The sequence below is a fragment of the Methanomassiliicoccales archaeon genome (assembly GCA_035527755.1).
Taxonomy (GTDB): Archaea; Thermoplasmatota; Thermoplasmata; order Methanomassiliicoccales; family UBA472; genus UBA472.
The window spans coordinates 33,433-50,698 of the sequence record DATKZX010000022.1; the positions used below are offsets into that span (position 1 = coordinate 33,433).

General features: G+C 57.9%; 18 protein-coding genes. 2 read left to right on the forward strand and 16 right to left on the reverse strand.

Features of this window, described 5'->3' with window-relative positions:
- Nucleotides 1-3: 3 nt before the first annotated feature.
- Nucleotides 4-684 (forward strand): zinc ribbon domain-containing protein, encoded by a 681-nt coding sequence (locus tag VMW85_07700; protein ID HUT27911.1) that lies wholly within the window; start codon nucleotides 4-6, stop codon nucleotides 682-684.
- On the opposite strand, the gene infB is transcribed toward VMW85_07700, so the two are convergent.
- The 6 genes from infB to VMW85_07730 form a co-directional block, all read right to left on the reverse strand.
- Nucleotides 685-2,433, reverse strand: coding sequence for a translation initiation factor IF-2 (gene infB / locus VMW85_07705; GenBank protein ID HUT27912.1), 1,749 nt, complete (start codon nucleotides 2,431-2,433; stop codon nucleotides 685-687). It lies immediately after the preceding gene.
- Nucleotides 2,434-2,552: 119 nt separating this feature from the next.
- Nucleotides 2,553-3,005, reverse strand: coding sequence for a nucleoside-diphosphate kinase (gene ndk / locus VMW85_07710; protein HUT27913.1), 453 nt, complete (start codon nucleotides 3,003-3,005; stop codon nucleotides 2,553-2,555).
- Nucleotides 3,002-3,238, reverse strand: coding sequence for a 50S ribosomal protein L24e (locus VMW85_07715; GenBank protein HUT27914.1), 237 nt, complete (start codon nucleotides 3,236-3,238; stop codon nucleotides 3,002-3,004). Before VMW85_07715 ends, ndk begins: the two co-directional genes overlap by 4 nt.
- Nucleotides 3,239-3,251: 13 nt before the next feature.
- A complete protein-coding gene (locus VMW85_07720) occupies nucleotides 3,252-3,464 on the reverse strand; it encodes a 30S ribosomal protein S28e (protein HUT27915.1) in 213 nt (70 codons plus the stop codon).
- A 12-nt stretch (nucleotides 3,465-3,476) separates the two neighbouring features.
- On the reverse strand, nucleotides 3,477-3,848 hold the full coding sequence (gene rpl7ae, locus VMW85_07725) for a 50S ribosomal protein L7Ae (GenBank protein HUT27916.1): 372 nt from the start codon (nucleotides 3,846-3,848) through the stop codon (nucleotides 3,477-3,479).
- Between the two features lie 252 nt (nucleotides 3,849-4,100).
- Complete coding sequence (locus VMW85_07730; GenBank protein HUT27917.1) at nucleotides 4,101-4,835, reverse strand: winged helix-turn-helix domain-containing protein; 735 nt, start codon at nucleotides 4,833-4,835, stop codon at nucleotides 4,101-4,103.
- Between the two features lie 90 nt (nucleotides 4,836-4,925).
- Here VMW85_07730 and VMW85_07735 point away from each other — a divergent pair, with 90 nt between their 5' ends.
- The gene (locus VMW85_07735; GenBank protein HUT27918.1) at nucleotides 4,926-5,564 is read left to right on the forward strand and encodes a DUF1638 domain-containing protein; all 639 of its coding nucleotides are present in this window, start codon (nucleotides 4,926-4,928) and stop codon (nucleotides 5,562-5,564) included.
- An 8-nt stretch (nucleotides 5,565-5,572) separates the two neighbouring features.
- Here VMW85_07735 and VMW85_07740 read toward each other — a convergent pair whose 3' ends face one another.
- The 10 genes from VMW85_07740 to VMW85_07785 form a co-directional block, all read right to left on the reverse strand.
- On the reverse strand, nucleotides 5,573-6,547 hold the full coding sequence (locus VMW85_07740) for a thiamine pyrophosphate-dependent enzyme (GenBank protein HUT27919.1): 975 nt from the start codon (nucleotides 6,545-6,547) through the stop codon (nucleotides 5,573-5,575).
- Nucleotides 6,544-7,719: a pyruvate ferredoxin oxidoreductase gene (porA, locus tag VMW85_07745; protein ID HUT27920.1), complete on the reverse strand. Its 1,176-nt coding sequence runs from the start codon at nucleotides 7,717-7,719 to the stop codon at nucleotides 6,544-6,546. The genes VMW85_07740 and porA overlap by 4 nt, the downstream gene beginning before the upstream one ends.
- Nucleotides 7,716-8,615, reverse strand: coding sequence for a 2-oxoacid:acceptor oxidoreductase family protein (locus VMW85_07750; protein ID HUT27921.1), 900 nt, complete (start codon nucleotides 8,613-8,615; stop codon nucleotides 7,716-7,718). Before VMW85_07750 ends, porA begins: the two co-directional genes overlap by 4 nt.
- 68 nt (nucleotides 8,616-8,683) lie before the next feature.
- The gene (locus tag VMW85_07755) at nucleotides 8,684-9,367 is read right to left on the reverse strand and encodes a hypothetical protein (GenBank protein HUT27922.1); all 684 of its coding nucleotides are present in this window, start codon (nucleotides 9,365-9,367) and stop codon (nucleotides 8,684-8,686) included.
- Entirely contained in the window at nucleotides 9,364-10,677 is a 1,314-nt protein-coding gene (locus VMW85_07760) for a DUF58 domain-containing protein (protein ID HUT27923.1), read from the reverse strand. The genes VMW85_07755 and VMW85_07760 overlap by 4 nt, the downstream gene beginning before the upstream one ends.
- Before the next feature lie 4 nt (nucleotides 10,678-10,681).
- On the reverse strand, nucleotides 10,682-11,674 hold the full coding sequence (locus tag VMW85_07765; GenBank protein HUT27924.1) for a MoxR family ATPase: 993 nt from the start codon (nucleotides 11,672-11,674) through the stop codon (nucleotides 10,682-10,684).
- Entirely contained in the window at nucleotides 11,658-12,788 is a 1,131-nt protein-coding gene (locus tag VMW85_07770; GenBank protein HUT27925.1) for a hypothetical protein, read from the reverse strand. The genes VMW85_07765 and VMW85_07770 overlap by 17 nt, the downstream gene beginning before the upstream one ends.
- Nucleotides 12,785-15,835, reverse strand: a complete 3,051-nt coding sequence (locus VMW85_07775) for a transglutaminase domain-containing protein (GenBank protein ID HUT27926.1) — start codon at nucleotides 15,833-15,835, stop codon at nucleotides 12,785-12,787. Before VMW85_07775 ends, VMW85_07770 begins: the two co-directional genes overlap by 4 nt.
- A 137-nt stretch (nucleotides 15,836-15,972) precedes the next feature.
- Nucleotides 15,973-16,893: a branched-chain amino acid transaminase gene (locus tag VMW85_07780; GenBank protein HUT27927.1), complete on the reverse strand. Its 921-nt coding sequence runs from the start codon at nucleotides 16,891-16,893 to the stop codon at nucleotides 15,973-15,975.
- 8 nt (nucleotides 16,894-16,901) lie between these two features.
- A complete protein-coding gene (locus VMW85_07785) occupies nucleotides 16,902-17,264 on the reverse strand; it encodes an ACT domain-containing protein (GenBank protein ID HUT27928.1) in 363 nt (120 codons plus the stop codon).
- Nucleotides 17,265-17,266 lie beyond the last annotated feature (2 nt).

Here is a 17,266-nt window from a genome sequence, read left to right on the forward strand (position 1 = left end):
CCCGTGTCAAGGTCGTCGATCCGCCTCTTGGCCACGGTCCTCATCCTGGTCGTCCTGACCTCGTTCATACCGACGTCGGTCCAGGCGCTGTCCCTTGATGACGACATCACTATCGAGGCCGGGGGACATATGGTGATCATGAACTTCACCGTCGATGCCGCTCCCTCGATGTACACCTACAACGACGCGGGCAGCATTCGTTATCTGGCCTATCTTAAAACTGGTTCGGAGCAGACCAGCTTCGACGTGCTGCTGATGACCCAGGATCAATTCGGCGAGTATCTGGCGGGACGACCGTTCCAATACGTGAGCGACTCTTCCTCATTGAACGCTGGGTCTGAACCGGCCAGTGTCTACCACCTATTCCTGGAGGGGGGCGATTTCACCCTGCTTATCGACAATTCGGACCGGGGCGGGACACCGTCCTTCCCTGGCGATCTTACGGTGCATTACCAGGTGGTCACCCAGAACCTGGAGGTACAGCAGGAGCCACGTTGGGACCTTTTCATTGGCCTCATGGCCTTCGTGGGCATGGTCGGTATGGTTTTCCTGATCGTGCTCCGCATCTCCAACCGCAACAGATTGCAGAGGGCAACAGAATCAAGTGACAGGAAGTGCGCGGGCTGCGGCGAGGTCATGCCATCCTACGGACGATATTGCCCGTACTGCGGGAAAGAAAGATGATCACATTCCCCAGAAGGGGTCGCCTCTTCGCTTGATCTCCAACAGCTGCTCCAGGACCTCCTTCTCGTCGTGATTTAGGTCGTAGTCCCGCAGGTTCTTGATCTCCGACTCCAGAATATCGATGTAGAGGATGTCCTCCACGTCTATCTGCCGCCCCACGGTGGCATCCTCTATGGCCACGGCGATCTCCTGACCAGCGATCGCTTCGCGCAGAACGTCCTCGCCTGTCCGCAGCGAACGTATGCGGCCGAGGTCCTTGCCGTCATGGGTGATCAGCTTCTGACCGGTACGAATGCGGCCCGCCAGCACACGCACGCCGACGATGGCCGGCTTGCTGGTGCGGAAGATACAGTTGGGCAATATCTTGATCTTTCCGGGGAAGGCCACCAAGGAACGCTTCTCCAGCTCGGCCTTGCGTTTCTCCTCCCCTACCCATCTCTGGTAATCGTCTATGAGACCGTACACCACCTCGTTGATGAATACCTTGGAGGTGTGATGAAGCAGTGCCTCTTTCGCGTCCGGAAGCATGTTGATGTTGAAGCCCAGCACCACCTTGTGCAACGGATCGTTATATGCGGTGACCTCGGTGATGTCACGTTTGGAAATGTCCCCGATCTCGTACTTGCGGATGGGTATGTCCGCCCTCTTGCATTCAAAGGCGAGCGCTTCCAATGAGCCGAGGGCATCGGCCTTGATCATGAGACCGTTGTCCACTACCTCGATGTTGATCGTGGTCTCCTCGGCGATCTCCTTCAGCACCTCGTCCTGATCGCCCTTGATGACCCGCAGGGGCGCCCCTGCGACCGCCCCCTCCAAGTTCTGACAGAGCAGCTTGACCCCCGCTGCCGCGGTGATCTCCTTCATGCGGTCGAACTTGTCCCGCGGGTCCCTTATCTCGTCCAGCGGCTTAGGTTTCAGTATGGCCTTGACCTTGGTGACCAACGGTTTACCTTTCGTCCCGAGGGCTATGGTGTCACCCTGCCTGAGCTCCCCATTGTAGAGTATGATGTCGATGGTCGGCCCCAGCCCGCGCTCCTCCTTGACCTCCAGTATGGTGCCTTTGCCCGGACCCACGGCGGTGTTCAGTGAATCCTCCAAGAAGCGCTGGGCCAGGCCGACCAGGACCAGAAGGAGGTCGGGTACGCCCTCGCCGTTCTTGGCGCTGATGGGGACCAGCGCTATGTTCTTTTTGAAGTTCTCGATGCGATCGTAGCGTTCGGAGGAGAGCCCTTCGGATGCCAGGCGGCCGACCACGTTATACATTTTCTCGTTCATCGCATCCAGCGCCTCCTCGGTCTGCGCTTTCTCGGAAAGAATGAAAGGAGACGAAGGGTGGGTGACCCAGCCGTTGATCAGGTCGATCTTGTTCAGGGCGATGATGAAAGGGGTCTTGAAACGTCTGAGGATATTTATCGATTCCAGGGTCTGCGGTTTCAATCCCTCGTTGATATCGATGACCAGGATGGCTATGTCGGCCAAGGACCCGCCCCTGGCGCGCAGCGTGGTGAAGGAATGATGCCCAGGGGTGTCGATGAAAAGAAGTCCCGGTACGGTGAACTTCCTGCTGCCGAGCAGCTTGGCGCAGACCTTGTTGACGTGATCCAACGGCACCTCCGTCGCGCCGATATGCTGAGTGATGGCTCCCGCCTCGTGAGTTATGACCGCCGTCCCCCGGATATAATCGAGCAGGCTGGTCTTGCCGTGGTCCACATGGCCCAGCACGCTGACGATGGGTTGCCGGATGGTCATGTTCATCGGATTCGAAAATGCATATTAGTATCTTTTCCAAACCACGGTCGACTGGCGTAGAAGCATCATATTGAAAAAAAAAGGTATAAAAAATAAGGTTTGGGGAAAGGATTTTTATTCTACTCGAACAGCCAGACCTTGCTGCAGATCTCGTAGCTCTGCATCTCGTAGTCGTTGAAGAAAAGCTCGATCTCCCGCTTGGCCGACTCCGGGGAATCGGATCCATGTATGATGTTGCGGCCGGTCTGCTGAGCGAGATCGCCCCTGATGGTGCCGGGTGCGGCCTCCACCGGGTTGGTCTTGCCCATCATACCTCGCATCACGGAGATGATATTGTCTCCCTCCCAGACCATTACAAGCACCGGACCAGCGGTCATGTAATCGATCAACTTGGGAAAGAAACCTTTGGTCTTATGCTCACCATAGTGACGCTCAGCCAGCTCGCGCGGGATGCGCATGAACTTCATGGCTACCGGGCGGAAGCCCTTAGCTTCCAACCGGGCTACGATCTGACCAATCAGACCGCGCTGCACCGCATCGGGCTTGAGCATCACGAAGGTGCGCTCGATCATTGAGCTCGCTCCTTCTGCTCGATCTTCTCCCTGGCTGCCAGGGTGAGGTTCTTCTTGACGGCGTACGCCTGGGTCCAGGTGATCTTCCGGGGCACCCTCTTCATAGTCACCATGTTCTTGTAGCACTTGTTAGTGCAATAGAGGAATACGGTGCCGTCCTTCTTGACGTACATCTTGCCGGTTCCAGGCTCGATCTGCTCGCCGCAGAAGGAGCATAAACGTTGCTCGACCATGTTGATGACCTCCTTACCTGAGAGAGAGCTTTCGAGCCTCTCTGGACGTCTCCCTGAGCATCAGAATGTCGCCCATTCGGACCGGCCCCATGATGTTCCTGGTGATGATCCTTCCCTTGTCACGGCCGTCCAGCACGCGGACCTTTACCTGGGTGGCTTCCCCGGTCATGCCCGTCCTGCCGATAACCTCCACGACTTCTGAAGGAATGCTATCTTCGTCAGCCATTTACTACACCCTTTAGCCCTTTATCTTTTTGACCTGGTCGACCAAGTTCTCCAGGATGGGCTTGCCCTTTCCAGCATCGAGCACCGCTATGGAAGCGGTGGGCTTCTCCAGACCGCAGGAGTTTCCCAGCTGAGCCTTGCTGTCCACGTATACGTAGGGAATGTTTCTCTCCTCGCATAGCATGGGCATGTGGGCCAGGATCTCAGGGGGCTGAACATCTTCGGCCAGAACGACCAGGACGGCTTCGCCGCGTTCTACGATCTTGGTGACCTCGTTAGTGCCCTTCTTTAGCTTGCCGGTATCCCGGGCCAGCTCTACGACCTCATAGGCCTTGTCCTTGAGCTCCTTGGGCATTTCGAACCTAACAAATACTGCTTTTGCCAAACTTATACCTCCTTCCGATGTATAAACATCCTCATTATTCACAGGCTCATTAGAGCAGGAACGCTCAAAGGTATGGTTCTATAAAAGGGTTATCCAATGCCGTCGTGGTCGAACGGTCGGGTGACCGTATATCACTGGTATGCGACATTTCTATAGCGATAAGAACGCTCGAAACGCATAAGTGCATTGTGGCCTGAACCCGCGGACCGATCCATATGATATTACTGCCGGTGGATCTTGGCGGCGTCCTCCCTAGCTAATCTGGGAGAATAATCTTCCCAGTCCCTCCAGGATGAGGAATGCCTCTTCCTCGATGCAATATAGGTGCGTCCGGGGGTCGACGCTCACATAACCGGCATCCACCAGCTTCCGGAGATGGAACTGGAGGTGCCCCTTCTTCATGTCCAGCTCCTTACTGATCTCGGTAAAGCTGCGCGAGCTGGTATACAGCATGGCCAGTATCTTCAACCGTATAGCGCTCGAGAGTGGTGCGAGGTAGGTTTCCATTCTCTCCGGCTCCACCTCGCCGAAAACGCTCTCGCAGGACCGCGTCAGCATCGGCCTCCCGGTTTGGAAACGGAGCGTCTCCATCGATGCCATCTGCTGCCGTGCTCGGTCCACGACCTCCAGCAGGGTCCGGTTGATCGTCTCCGCATCGGAGACCTGGCTGATGAGACCTCTAAGCTCATCCAGCCCGTGCATGGCTCCGCTCAGGTCGTCGCCCTTGTAACGGTCGATAGCATTATCATAGAGATCCGACAGGCGGCCCAGCGATTCCCTGGAATATCCAGACGCAATGTCCCGCCGGTCCTCGATCGCCGCGCGGAAAGCACCCCGGTTGTGGTCCAGGAAGGAAGCCCCGATCTGCTCCCTGAACACCCTGGTCATGTTGTCCTGCCGGAGTGATACGACGGATCGATTGATCGAGTCCATCTCCTGCCGCATTTCCTCGATCTTCTTCAACAGGTCATCGTTGGTAGCCGTCATCAGTAATAGAAGAATTGTACTAAATTATATTTAAATATTACCAAGGACGATAGCGTGGCCGACGGCAGGTGCCGTTAGATGGTGGGATGATTGAGGATCGGCGTAGTGGCCTGCGAGTGTTTCAAGAAGGAGATAGACCTGTTGACCGAGGGGGACCCGGACATCACCTTCAAGGAATACCTGGAGTTCGGATTGCACTCTTACCCCCAGGACCTGAAGAGGGAAGTTATCGCTCATGTCAATGTACTGCGCGGACAGGTGGACGCAGTGTTCCTGGGATACGGAACCTGCAACTCGCTGAAGGACGTGATCGAAGAGCTGGAGGTGCCGACCGTCACCATAGACGCGGACGATTGCGTCGGAGCGCTGCTCACCACCGACGAGTATACGAGGGAAAGGAAGGTCTGCACCGGGACCCTGTTCTCCATACCGTTCGTCTCGGACATGGGGGTCGAGTACTTCCAGAAGGATCTGGATAGCAAGATGCCCAACCACGAGGAGCTGGGGGTGGACGTGCAGTGGTTCTTAGACATACTGTTCGATGGATATTCTCGATTGCTGTTCATCGACACCGGTATCGGTGATCGCGATCATTACGAACAGAAGTCAATGGATTTCGCCGAGACGCTGAAGCTGAGGTACGAAGCCCGCCACGGTACGTTGGATGTCCTGAGGGACCGCCTGGAAGATACCAAGATCCTGGCGCGGTCCCTTCCGCGGTCCGGTTGAACGAGGTCCTAGATGAAGTGCAGCTGCTCCTCCTGCGGAGTGCGCATGGGCTTCTGCTTTTCGAAGACGGCGCATACTGGCTGCTCAGCCTCGTGCCCGTAGTGAATATACCATTTTCGGCATAGCCAATCCTGCAGCTTGGCAATGTCGTCGTTCTCCATGTGACGAAACCGACCTTGCAGCTTCAGATAGTCGGTCACCGGCAGCATGGTCTGCGGACGATAGGTCGTTCGGGAGCTGCCTTCCTCGATCTCGAACAGCGTCCACATACCAGTTTCCACCGCCAACCGGGATATCTCGACGGTCATGGAGGGATCGCTGCGCCATCCAGGGACGCAGGGGGTCATGACATGCAGGAAGCGGAATCCCTTCATGTTCTTGGCCTTCTCCACCTTCTTCACGAAGTCGTTGAAGTGAGCTATGGAGAGCGAAGCGGCGTAGGGGGGGTCGTGAGCGGCGATGATGGCCATCAGGTCCTTTTTGAACTCCCTCTTTCCCTTTACGATGTCCCCCACCGGGGATGTGGTGGTCCAGGCACCGAACGGTGTGGCCCCGCTTCTCTGTATGCCGGTGTTCATGTAACCTTCGTTGTCCAGGCAGACGTAGAGGACGTCCTCGTTTCGCTCCGCGGCGCCGGACAGCGCCTGCAGACCGATGTCGAAGGTCCCGCCGTCTCCAGCCAGACCGACGACGGTGGAGCTCAGTCCTCGTCGTCTCTGGGCAGCGCGTATCCCGGTGATCACCGCCCCGGTGTTCTCGAAAGCGGTGTACAGATAGGGCGTCCGGAAGTTGGTCGTGGGGTACATGGCGCTGATGACGATGAGGCAGCTGGCCGGGACGTACACGGTGGTGTTCTCGCCCAATATCCTCATGATGTTCTTGACCGCCACGGCCATGCCGCAGCCGGCGCAGGCACCGTGCCCGCTGGTGAACGGATCGTTCCGGGGCATGTCCTTGATGGTGCTCATCTCCCTCTCGTTCACTCCATATCCCCCCTTAGGCCGTGCCAGGTGACCTTTCGAACGTCCTCGCCCCTCGCCGCCTTCTCCACAAGGTCGTACATATCCCGCATGTGCCTGGGAGTGATATCGCGGCCGCCGATCCCGGCGATATGTCCGGTGACGGTCACCGGTACGTTGCACAGGGCTGCCGCCACCTCCGTGTGGACCGGCCCCCCGCCGTTGAACGAGACGGAACGGTCGAAGACACCCAGGGACCTGAGGCCCTTGGTGGCTTCGCACAGTTCCTTGAAAGGGAAGGGACGCATGAAACGCAGCTTGATCAGACCGGCCTTTTTGCCTTCGGCCCTCATCTCGTCTACCGTGCGTCTCGCTAGACCCGTCGCCGTCCCCAACGTCAGCATGGCGAACTCCGCATCCTCCATGCGGTAGGTGTCGATGAGACCACCGTAGGAGCGGCCGAAGACCTTGGCGAACTCCTTGTCCACCTCCATGATGATCTCCCGAGAATGCTCGATCGCCCTATCCAACTGGTAGCGCATCTCCATGGCGTACTCCGGCGGGACGATGGGATTGATCACCTTGGGGTCCGCGGGGTCCAAAATGTTGAGCGGGTCGTATTTGGGAAGGAAATCATCTACCTCCTCCTGCTCCGGTAGCTCCACCTTCTCTACCGTATGTGATAGAATGAAACCGTCCAGGCATATCATGACGGGCAGCAACGACCGGCGGTCCTCCGCCAGACGGAAAGCCATGATCGTTGCGTCCAAAGCCTCCTGGTTGTCCTCCACGTACATCTGCAGCCATCCCGAGTCCCGCTCGGCCATGGAATCGTTGTACTCCACCCAGATGCCTGAGGCGGCACCGAGGCTGCGGTTGACATTGACCATCACGATGGGCAGACGGTTCTGGGGGACGCAATACAACATCTCGTGCATCAAGGCCAGTCCCTGCGAGGAGGTCGCGGTGAACACTCTCACTCCCCCGGCGCTAGCGCCTATTGCTATGCTCATCACCGAATGCTCGCTATCGGCCGGAATAAAATCCGCGTCCAATTCCCCGTTGCTAATGAACTCCGCCAGCTGTTCCACTATTAGCGTCTGCGGGGTGATGGGGAACGATGGTATCACTTCAATTCGAGCGAGCTTGGCCGCATACGCCACCGCGTGATCGGCGCTGATGACCCTGACCTTCATCTTGAACCCCCCTTGATCATGTCAATGGCGTTCACGGGGCATACCTGGGAGCATATGCCACAGCCCTTGCAATAGTTGAGGTCCCATCGAACGTAGTCGTCCTCCTCTCGTTTGATGCATCCTTCTGGACAGGTGAACCAACAGCGTAGGCAACGCACGCATTTCTCCTTATCATAGTGGGGAGTCTGCACCCTCCAGCTCCCGGTGAGGTTCTGTCGAGCGCCACCGGGCCCCACCATCACCCCGTCCTTGGTGCCCACTGACAGACTGTTGCCGATAGGAATGTCCCTCCAATCCGGAAGCCATTCCCTCTTGGTCACCAAGGGTCTGATGCCCTGGCATAATCCGACGGACGCCTGCTCGTAGGCCGCCTCGGCCGCTCCGACATTGACCCGAGCGGCCTCTTCCCCGAACTTCTCCCCGAAGCGGTTCTCTATCGCCTGCTTCATAGAGCCTATGGAGACCAGATCGGTTACCCTGGCCACGGCCCCCAGGATGGCAGTGTTCACGATGGGCGCCTTGAGGAACTCCAGGGCGATGACGTTGGCATTGACCGTGGCGCATTCCACCACCACACCTAGGTCGATCTCCTGCGGCGACCTCCGGGTGTTCACGACCGCCTTTCCATCCTTCTTAAGGCCCCGGGCTACGGGTTCGATGTCGATGAGCGATTCGTCCAGTATCACCAGCAGGTCCGGTTCATACACCTGTGACTTGATGCTTATCTTCTCGTCGTCGATGCGGGCGAAGGCCATGACCGGAGCTCCGCGCCTTTCCGCTCCGAAGAAAGGGAACGCGTGGGCATGCCTTCCCTCGATGACCGCCGCCTCGGCAAGCGTTTGAGCGGCCATCACCGCCCCCTGACCCCCTCGACCGTGGAACCTGACCTCGAACATTGCGAACCCAGTGTATTATGTGAGCGAATCGTATTTAATCATTGTAGCGGACTGGATACGAAACTCTCTCAGCTATGTTCGGGGTCCCGAGCGTAGATCCAGAGCGAGAACAGGACCATGACCGCTGCTAAAAGTGCGAACAGCAGCCCCTGGAACTCCGGAGGTGGTAGTATCTCACCGACGGCATCGGACCACGCCCCCGTCAGCAGGAGAACGCCAACGGTAGTGATAGAGGCGACCAGAACCAATGTCACGTTCAGGACCCAGGCCTTGTTCATCACAGTACTGACCTCCGGTCCCGTAGCCCCCTTTTCCAGTAATTGCCGGGCGGTCCTCTCCAGGCGTGCGCCTTGGCGCCATAGTAAGGTGCTCGCCGCCAGGACCACACCGTTCAGGGCGATGAGGAACGGCGACGTGATGGTGTAAAAGGCGTACTTGTCCACGGACAGTCCGAAGGCATAGGACCAATCGATACCTGACATATACAGCAAGGATGGAGTGTACAGTCCCCATCCAGCGATGATAACCAGCACCGACCAGCGACCTTCCAGTATGAGAAAGAGCAGGGCGATGAACATCAATATGCCCACGCCGGTGAGCACCAATGGGTCGAGTGGTGACAGCAGATCGTGCAGTCCCATATCAACGAACAGCAGGTTGCTGGAGAAGGTCCACCAGGAGAATGCCAGACCGACCATGAGACCGATGGAGACCGAGGGAGCGATCCAGGGTGAGCTTTTCTCCGCGCTCATGACCCGAACTCACCCCCGACCGCCCTGGATGTCAATAAAACCTGGAAGAGGTCCTGCTCCCGGGGCTCCCAGGAGACGACCCGCACGCCCAACTTCTTGATGTGCCCTCGGACAGTGGTCTCCTCCAACCCCCGCAGCTGTATACCCAGGCTTTCCACCTCGTCCCGGCTGGCAATGTTCTTAAGGTCCACGTCGATGAGCAGGAATCGAGATTTGGGACCGGAATTGCGCCTCAGTTCCTTCAATCCATCTCTGAGCTCTGGCTGGCTGCCCCGATCGAGGATCGAGATGATGATGAACAGAGGGTTGCCCTGCCTTAGATGACCCCGGTGGCCGTGGACGAAACCGGTCAAACTGCCGGAACTGCCCTTGACATTCGCCCGATACAGCATATCGGCCAGCATGACCTTCTGACGTCTTCCGCCCTCCGGCAGCTGACACCGTCCCTGATGGATGAGCGCCGCGCCCACCAGACAATTACGTTGCAGATAGAAGTCGGAGAGCGCCCGGGCAGCGTGCAGGGCGCACTCGAAGGCGCTCTCGGCCTCACTACCTACCCTCATGCGCTCAGAATCGTCCACCAGTATCCACACCTTACGACGACCTTCACGTTCGTATTCGTTCACCAAGGGACGCAGTGCTTCCACATCACCCGAACGTACCGTGGCCTTCCAATTGATGGAGCGGAACTGGTCCCCCCGCTGATAACGACGTATATCGAGAAAGTTCGTGGTCTGTGCTCCGTGAGAGCTCATGACCGATGCGGGCATGGGCATGCGTGATTCCAGACGTGGGTCCCTGATCTCCGCCGCCCGCATGACCATCTGCTCCACATGCAGGGACCTTTTACTTCCCCAGACATTCTGATCACTGGGAAAGAGTCCGGAAAAATGTATTCCCTCGCTCCTCACGTTGCCGATATCGTACTCCCCGCGGCGCATCGGTCTTATGGTGTAGTTGAAAGGAGCGTTGAGGACCCCTCTGCCTTTCCAGAGAACACGTATGGCTTTTCCATCCCTCTGTTCGAAGGTGGGCGAGATCGATTCCGCCAGAACGACCAGCCCCATGCCGTGATCGATGGTCGTCTCCCTTTCCACCTTCAGATCGCGACCCACGAAGATCGCTCCCTTTTTGATCTCCCCCTCCAACCTGGAGACGCGCGGTCCGGGTATGGCTATGCTGAATGCCAGGAAGAACCAGGGTACCAACGAGATGATCATCAGTGCCATGTTCCCCAGGAACAGACCGGTCATCATAATGACCGCGATAGGGGCGATCCTGGCGGTCAGCGCCTTTCTGCGAGGGGTCATCTGGTCACCGGCCGAAGTCCTTGGGCACCTCGACGCCCTTCAGGACCTCCTCGACCACCTGGGCAGGGGTTATTTCACCCTCCACCTCGTACTCCATCTTCAGGATGATACGGTGGGACAAAGCCTCCAGGGCGAACAGCTTCACGTCGTCCGGGGTGACGAAATCGCGTCCCATGATGGCAGCGTGAGCCCGGGACAGCTTCATCAGTGCCAAGGAGCCTCTGGGACTGGAACCTGCCTCCACCGCGAAATGCTCCCGGGTCGCGCGGACAAGCTGGCATATGTAGGAGATGAGCACAGGATGCACGAATATGCTTTCCTCCACCACGGCCTGCATCTCCACGAAACGTTCCTGACTGACCACCGGCCTCAGGTCCGCCACCGGATCTTCGCTTCGCCATCGCACCCGACGGTTCAGTATCTCCATCTCTGAATCGAGGTCCTTGACGTACCCGGTCCGCATGCGTAGCAGAAAACGGTCCATCTGCGCTTCTGGCAATGGGAAGGTGCCCTCGTGCTCGATAGGGTTCTGAGTGGCGATGACGAAGAAGGGACGGGTGAGGGTCAGCGTGTTGCCTTCAATGGTCACCTGTCTCTCCTCCATTGCTTCCAGCAAGGCGCTCTGCGTCTTCGGCGGTGCGCGGTTGATCTCATCGGCCAGCAGAATGTTGGTGAATATCGGCCCCTTCTCCAGCACGAACTCCCCGCTCCTGGGGACCCATATCCTGGTCCCCAGAATATCCGCAGGCATGATGTCGGGGGTGAACTGTACCCTGCTCCACCGGCAACCACTGGCCTTTGCGAAGGATTTGGCCAGCAGGGTCTTTCCCAATCCGGGCATGTCCTCGAAGAGAACGTGACCGTTGGCCAGGGCCGCGCTCAATGTCTTGCGCACCACCGTCTCATCGCTGACGAACAGTCCGCCTATGACATCTATGAACTCCCGAGACAAACTCTTGAACTCCTTGATCTCCACCGCTTCACCTTCCCGTTCCATATCTACTGTGATTCTCGATAGCTATTTCTGCTTGGTTCAGCACCGAGGACACTGTGGCCTTGCGGGCCTTCCGTCTCCCTTCCTCCAACCTCTCTGATCGCCAGCTTGGCCACAGGGCGCGACGAGGTTCCTGATACCGCGTCAGGATGCGCAGCACTGGAGCGGTCTCGCCCTCCTTCAAACCATTCTCCAGAAGGACCCTGACCAACAATGCCACCAACCATTCCCTCTCCCCCTGCTCCACGAAGTTGCGGATGGGTGCGGAGAACTCCTCCACCCCCTCGGGGAAGAACGTCAGGGATCTGGGGGCCTCCATGTTTCTGAGAACGCCCTCCTCCGGGAAACGACTGGCAACGAACTGTATACTGGCTACGATCAGGGCGCAGCCGGCGGTCAGTCCGAAGTCCACCATGATAAGCTGGTCCGGTCCGATCTCGGCCACCAGACCCCTGGCGGTCATGATATAGATGGTGATGATGGTCAGCACGGCATAGGAGCCGAACAGTTTTGGCGTGGAAGCGGCCCACCCTGTCCACCTCCAAAATCGAGCGCGGGAATTGAACCATGATATCGAGAGGACGATGGCGATCAAGGAGATCGCGATCGCCATCAGGGCGGTGCCTTCCTCACCCAACGCCCAGAGCAGGACCGCCTCGAATGCGCCGAGGGCGGCCAGTGTCACTGTGCGGGAGATGGTGAACCAGTTCCGCTTCCAGGGACGGGTGACGGTCATGGCCAGAAGAGATATGCCGATCGTCACTGCCAAGACACCCACGTCCAGTCGTCCTCGGAACCAGGGGCCGGTGGTCAGGACCAGAGACATGAAGATCGCGCTGCCTAACAGTATCGTACCGGATGAGAGCGGTCGTGCCAATGGACCTTCCAGTGTGGTGGTCATCAATGCGGATACGTAATAAAGGAGAACAAAGAGCATCAGGGGGATCGAGAGGAAACCTAGGTCCATCTGACCTTCCTCGCTCGGTGCCAACAATGAGAATATGACGCCGATCAGGATGATCAGCAATGCCAGGGCGGCGGTCAAAGCCGCCAGCTTTCGCAACACCTCCGGACCGCTCCGGAACCGAACCTCCTTCCTGCGGAGTATCGAGCTCAAGGATGCCGTCCCATCACCTCCACCATCAAACGATAGGCCTGCTGATAATCGTCCAGCCTCATCTCTGATGGACCGTATTCAGATCTTTCGAACAGATCGAGCAGTTCGTCCAAGCTCTTGGCCCTTGGCTCGTCCAACCCTTTTTTGATGATGGCCTGGACCTCCCTGGGTGTTTGCACCCGGAGATCGTTCTCCGGAAGGTCTTTCACCACCTGAGCGAGGGTGGCGGCGATCGCTTCCCGGAATGAGGAGATGTACACTGTCCGTTTGGTCTGCCCGCTGTCACCCTTGACCCTCAATGCGTTCGCCCCTGCAGCCAGCAGAAGCGTGACAGTAGCCCCTCCCGAGGAGGTGTCCATTATGAACTCGCCCCCGTCGATCGACAAGATCACCTGTTCGTCCTGGGTGGCCACATTGACCTCCAACGGCTCTCCTGGAGCCCATATCAGAGGCATCCCCTGAGGGATCTGGGGGAACGTGAGGATGTGTGGTCCGTCAATGTTGTCCGGTTCGGTCTCATCGATCTCCGATGACCCAACGGCGCGCCGGGGGCGCAGGTAGGCCACCGTCCCGAGGACGCCGACGATCAGTACCAGGACCATCAGTAATGTCATGTACGGGAAGCCTCCCTCGATCTCGCCCTGCAGAACCACATCGGCGGTGCTCGGAAGATATGAGCCCTCGCCAGCGAAGGCCACGGTGCATTCCAAGGCACCTAGCTCCTGCAGCGGCAGGGAGATGGTTCCGTTGATGTCCGTGGTGAGATGTAGGTCATCACCCCCCGATCTCACCGTCAGGGCAGTGCCCGGGAAGGGCACACCATGGTCGTCGGTCAATCTGGCCTTGAGAACGTCCCCTTCCTGCCAACCGAGCAGCACCGTCCTGGCGGTCACATCGATGGAGAACTCCTGCAGAGGGATGCTGTCACCACGGACCAGCGCCACCACGGTCACGTTCCTCGGCCCCAACTGACTGTCGTTGCCCATTGGAACACTGAGTATGGCGAAGCCCTCGCTGTCCGTCTCGGACCCCGCTCTTTCACCGCCCTCCAGATCGAACCGGACCTTTAGTTCGGTGAGCGGGGCTTCCTCGGCTTGCGCCCGGAAGATGAGATTGTTGATCTCCCCTCGGACCAGGCTTTCCGAGCTAAGGCTGAGCATCGGCAGGACCACCGGCACCTCATCCTTGATCTGATGGTCACTGAAGAAACTGAAATCGTCGGAAATGGCCCGTAAGGTCAAAAGGCCGACGTTCCAAGAACGGACAGTGAACACCGCCTGGCCGAAGAAATCGGAGGTCACGTTCCGGTCGTTGGGCCACATGTCCGCCCCCGGCACCTCCAGATGTACGGTTATACCGTCCAGCAGGCGGCCTGAGGTCCTCTCCGTGACCATTACCGTCACTGTGACCGGGACGCCCGCCGCCAGTTTCTCTGGGCGAAGGAACTGCATGGTGACATGGTCGGTTACCCTGACAAAATGCTCGTCCTCTACCGGGGAGTGCTCGCTGTTCCCCAATGACCGGACCACCAGACGGTAGTTTCCGACCTTGAGCTCCCTCGGTATCCAACATACTGCTGAGAATTGACCATCGATGACGTTCGTCTCTGCCACCAATGTCCTTTCCGGCACTGTCGATGGGGATTGCAGGTAGACTCGGACCTTGGTCATCTCCACCGACCTGCCGATCAGTGATTCGAGCCTCCCCGAAACGGAGAAGGTCGTCGTCTTGTCCAGTTCTGGGTCGACAGGGCTCGTATGGATCGCCGAGGCACCCCCGCCCACGTCCTGGTCCCTGACCGCCCCGAACTGCAGCCCTTCCATCCTCACCCCTATGAAGTTCATATGGATGCTGGAATTGGTGGTCGCACGCCAGCCCTCCGGTACGATATAATCGATGCCGTAGGGACCGGGGTTGGGATATCGATAGGAGTAGGCACCGCCCTCGTCGGTGGTAACCACCTTCAACGGACCGCCGGATCCGGATATCCGCAGTTCCTGATCGGCCAACCCCCTTTCGTTCGGGTCCCGGATCTGGTTCATGTTCAGGTCCTCAAAGACCACTCCCGCCATGGTCATGGCGGTGCTCTCATCGGGGAACAGCTGTTCATCCCGAAGGCCAGTGGCATCCATGATTATCCAGCCCAACCCGTCGAAGCGCACCTCTGCATAGGCGTGCGCCTGGGCGCCGGTCACCTCCTGGTTCTGAAGGTAGGGATTGACCATGAAACCGTATACCATCCTCGCGGGGATGCCCAAGCTCCGGGCCAGCATGATGAACGCGGTGTTGTAATGAGTGCATACCCCCTCCTTGCTGTTGTAAAGGAACCATTCCATGGGGTCGACGCCGTCCGGGGGACTGGAGAAATCGAAGCGGTACTCGTAGTTCTCCCGGATGAACTCGTTGAGGGCACGCGCTTTCTCGTACGGACTGCCTAGACCGACGGTGATCATGCTGGCGGTATCCAATAGCCGCTGTTGCAGTTCGGTCGGGACCTGTGTGTATACCTCTTCGGACGTGACGTTGGCTGCCTCCAAGGTTTCCCGGGGGAACATGATATTGGCTGCCTTCACGTGATAGGGGAATAGCACCGGAGTGTTGCTGCGCAGCACCTGCAGCTCGGTATTATAGCGCCCCTTGGGCAGATTGCCAAAATCGACCTCCACACAATCCTTAAGGATAGGTATGCCGCCGCTCATGCGCATGGCCGGAACGACCGTCATGTCCACCTCCGGAGTATGTTCGTTGAGATCGGACCATTCGACCATCTTCTCGAAACCGCTCTCCTCCTTGATCCACATTCCATCAAGATATAGATTCAGTACTTCCACGCGAAGATAGGAGACGCCAGTGGTGTTCACCAGATCGAAAAGTTTGTCCTTGCCGGCGGGGGCGTACCTTAGGTCCATATTTCCAGAGGACATGCCGCCCATCACCTCCTGTGAGTACAACGAGGAGGTCTCGGTCTGCTGGACCAGGGCAGTGAGCGCGCTGAAGCAAACGATAACCACTAACAGCAGACTTGATAGTCTTACAAGACGGTCCATGGCCTATCTCCAGCGGAGAATTATCATCTTTCCCACGCTATTTAGTATTAAGGTGCTGTAATAGCGGCCGTCTCTTTGAAAAATAGTGCTGTCTGAAAAATTGGAGACGGAAAGAGGTTTCTCTCAGCAGGGAATTTTCATTTCACCATGTCCAACCAGTGCGCGTACTTGGGGTCCTCGCCCATGGCCGCGGCGTGGAAGGACCGTCCGATGCGCTTGGTGATCTGACCGATGCTCCCGTCGCCAATGATCCGTCCGTCAATGGTCCTGATCGGCGAAATTTCAGCTGCCGTGCCGGTCATGAACACCTCATCGGCCATGTACAGCTCCGAGCGGGTGATCTCCTTCTCGATGACCTCATAACCCAATTCTCGTCCGATGGTCATGATGCAGTCCCTGGTGATGCCTTCCAGGATCCCAGCGGACACTGGAGGGGTGAAGACCTTTTCGTTCTTCACCATGAATATGTTCTCCCCGGTGCCTTCGGCAACGGTGCCGTTGCCGTTGAGCATTAGCGCCTCGTCCGCCCCTCGCTGGATCGCCTCGAGCTTCGCGATCACCGAGTTGACGTAGTGCCCGCATATCTTGGCGTTCAGTGCCGCGGCGCGATTGGAGTACTTCTCCCAGGAGGAGGTGACTATGTTCGCACCCTGCTCCACCTTGTCCTTCCCCATGTACACGCCCATATGGGTGCATACGATGGAGACGTTCGTTCCCAATTTCGAAGGGTTCAACCCGATCTTGAACTCCGGATGCACTCCGTAGAAGGCTATGGGCCTGAGGTAATCTCCTTCCGGCCCAGAGGTGCGCACGACCTTACGGCAGGCCTCGCATAGTTCGTCCAGCGTATAGGGGACCTTCATCTGCAGAACCTTGGCCGAGTTCAGGAAGCGCACCATGTGCTCCCTCAAACGGAATATGTTCTTTCCTTGAGGGGTGTGGTACACCCTGATCCCTTCGAAGACCCCGGTACCGTAGTGGAAACCGTGGGCCAGCACATGCACCTTGGCGTCCTCCCAGTTCACCAACTGGCCGTCCATCCAGATCTTGCTGTCCATGCTATCCCTCAAATGGCGTTCACTGCCCTTATGTACTTATCAGGTTTGGTGGCCTGGACCATCTTCTCCACTTCCTCTATGGAGCCTATGAGGCGGGCCTTGCCCACCGTGTTCGCCACTAGGGCGTAGGATTCCTGACGGGTATCGTCCACGATCTCCACTTGGACGATGTCTTGCAGGCGCTGCAGACTGTCCACTGCCCACTCTGCCTCCTTGCGGTCGGAGACGCTCAGGACGACACGGGACTTACCAGGCATCTCACACTTACCTACCACGATAGTATCCACGTTGATCTTCCTGCGGGTGAACTCACCCATGATCCTCTGCATCACTCCGAACTCGTCGTTCACGACCATCGATATGACTTCCATGT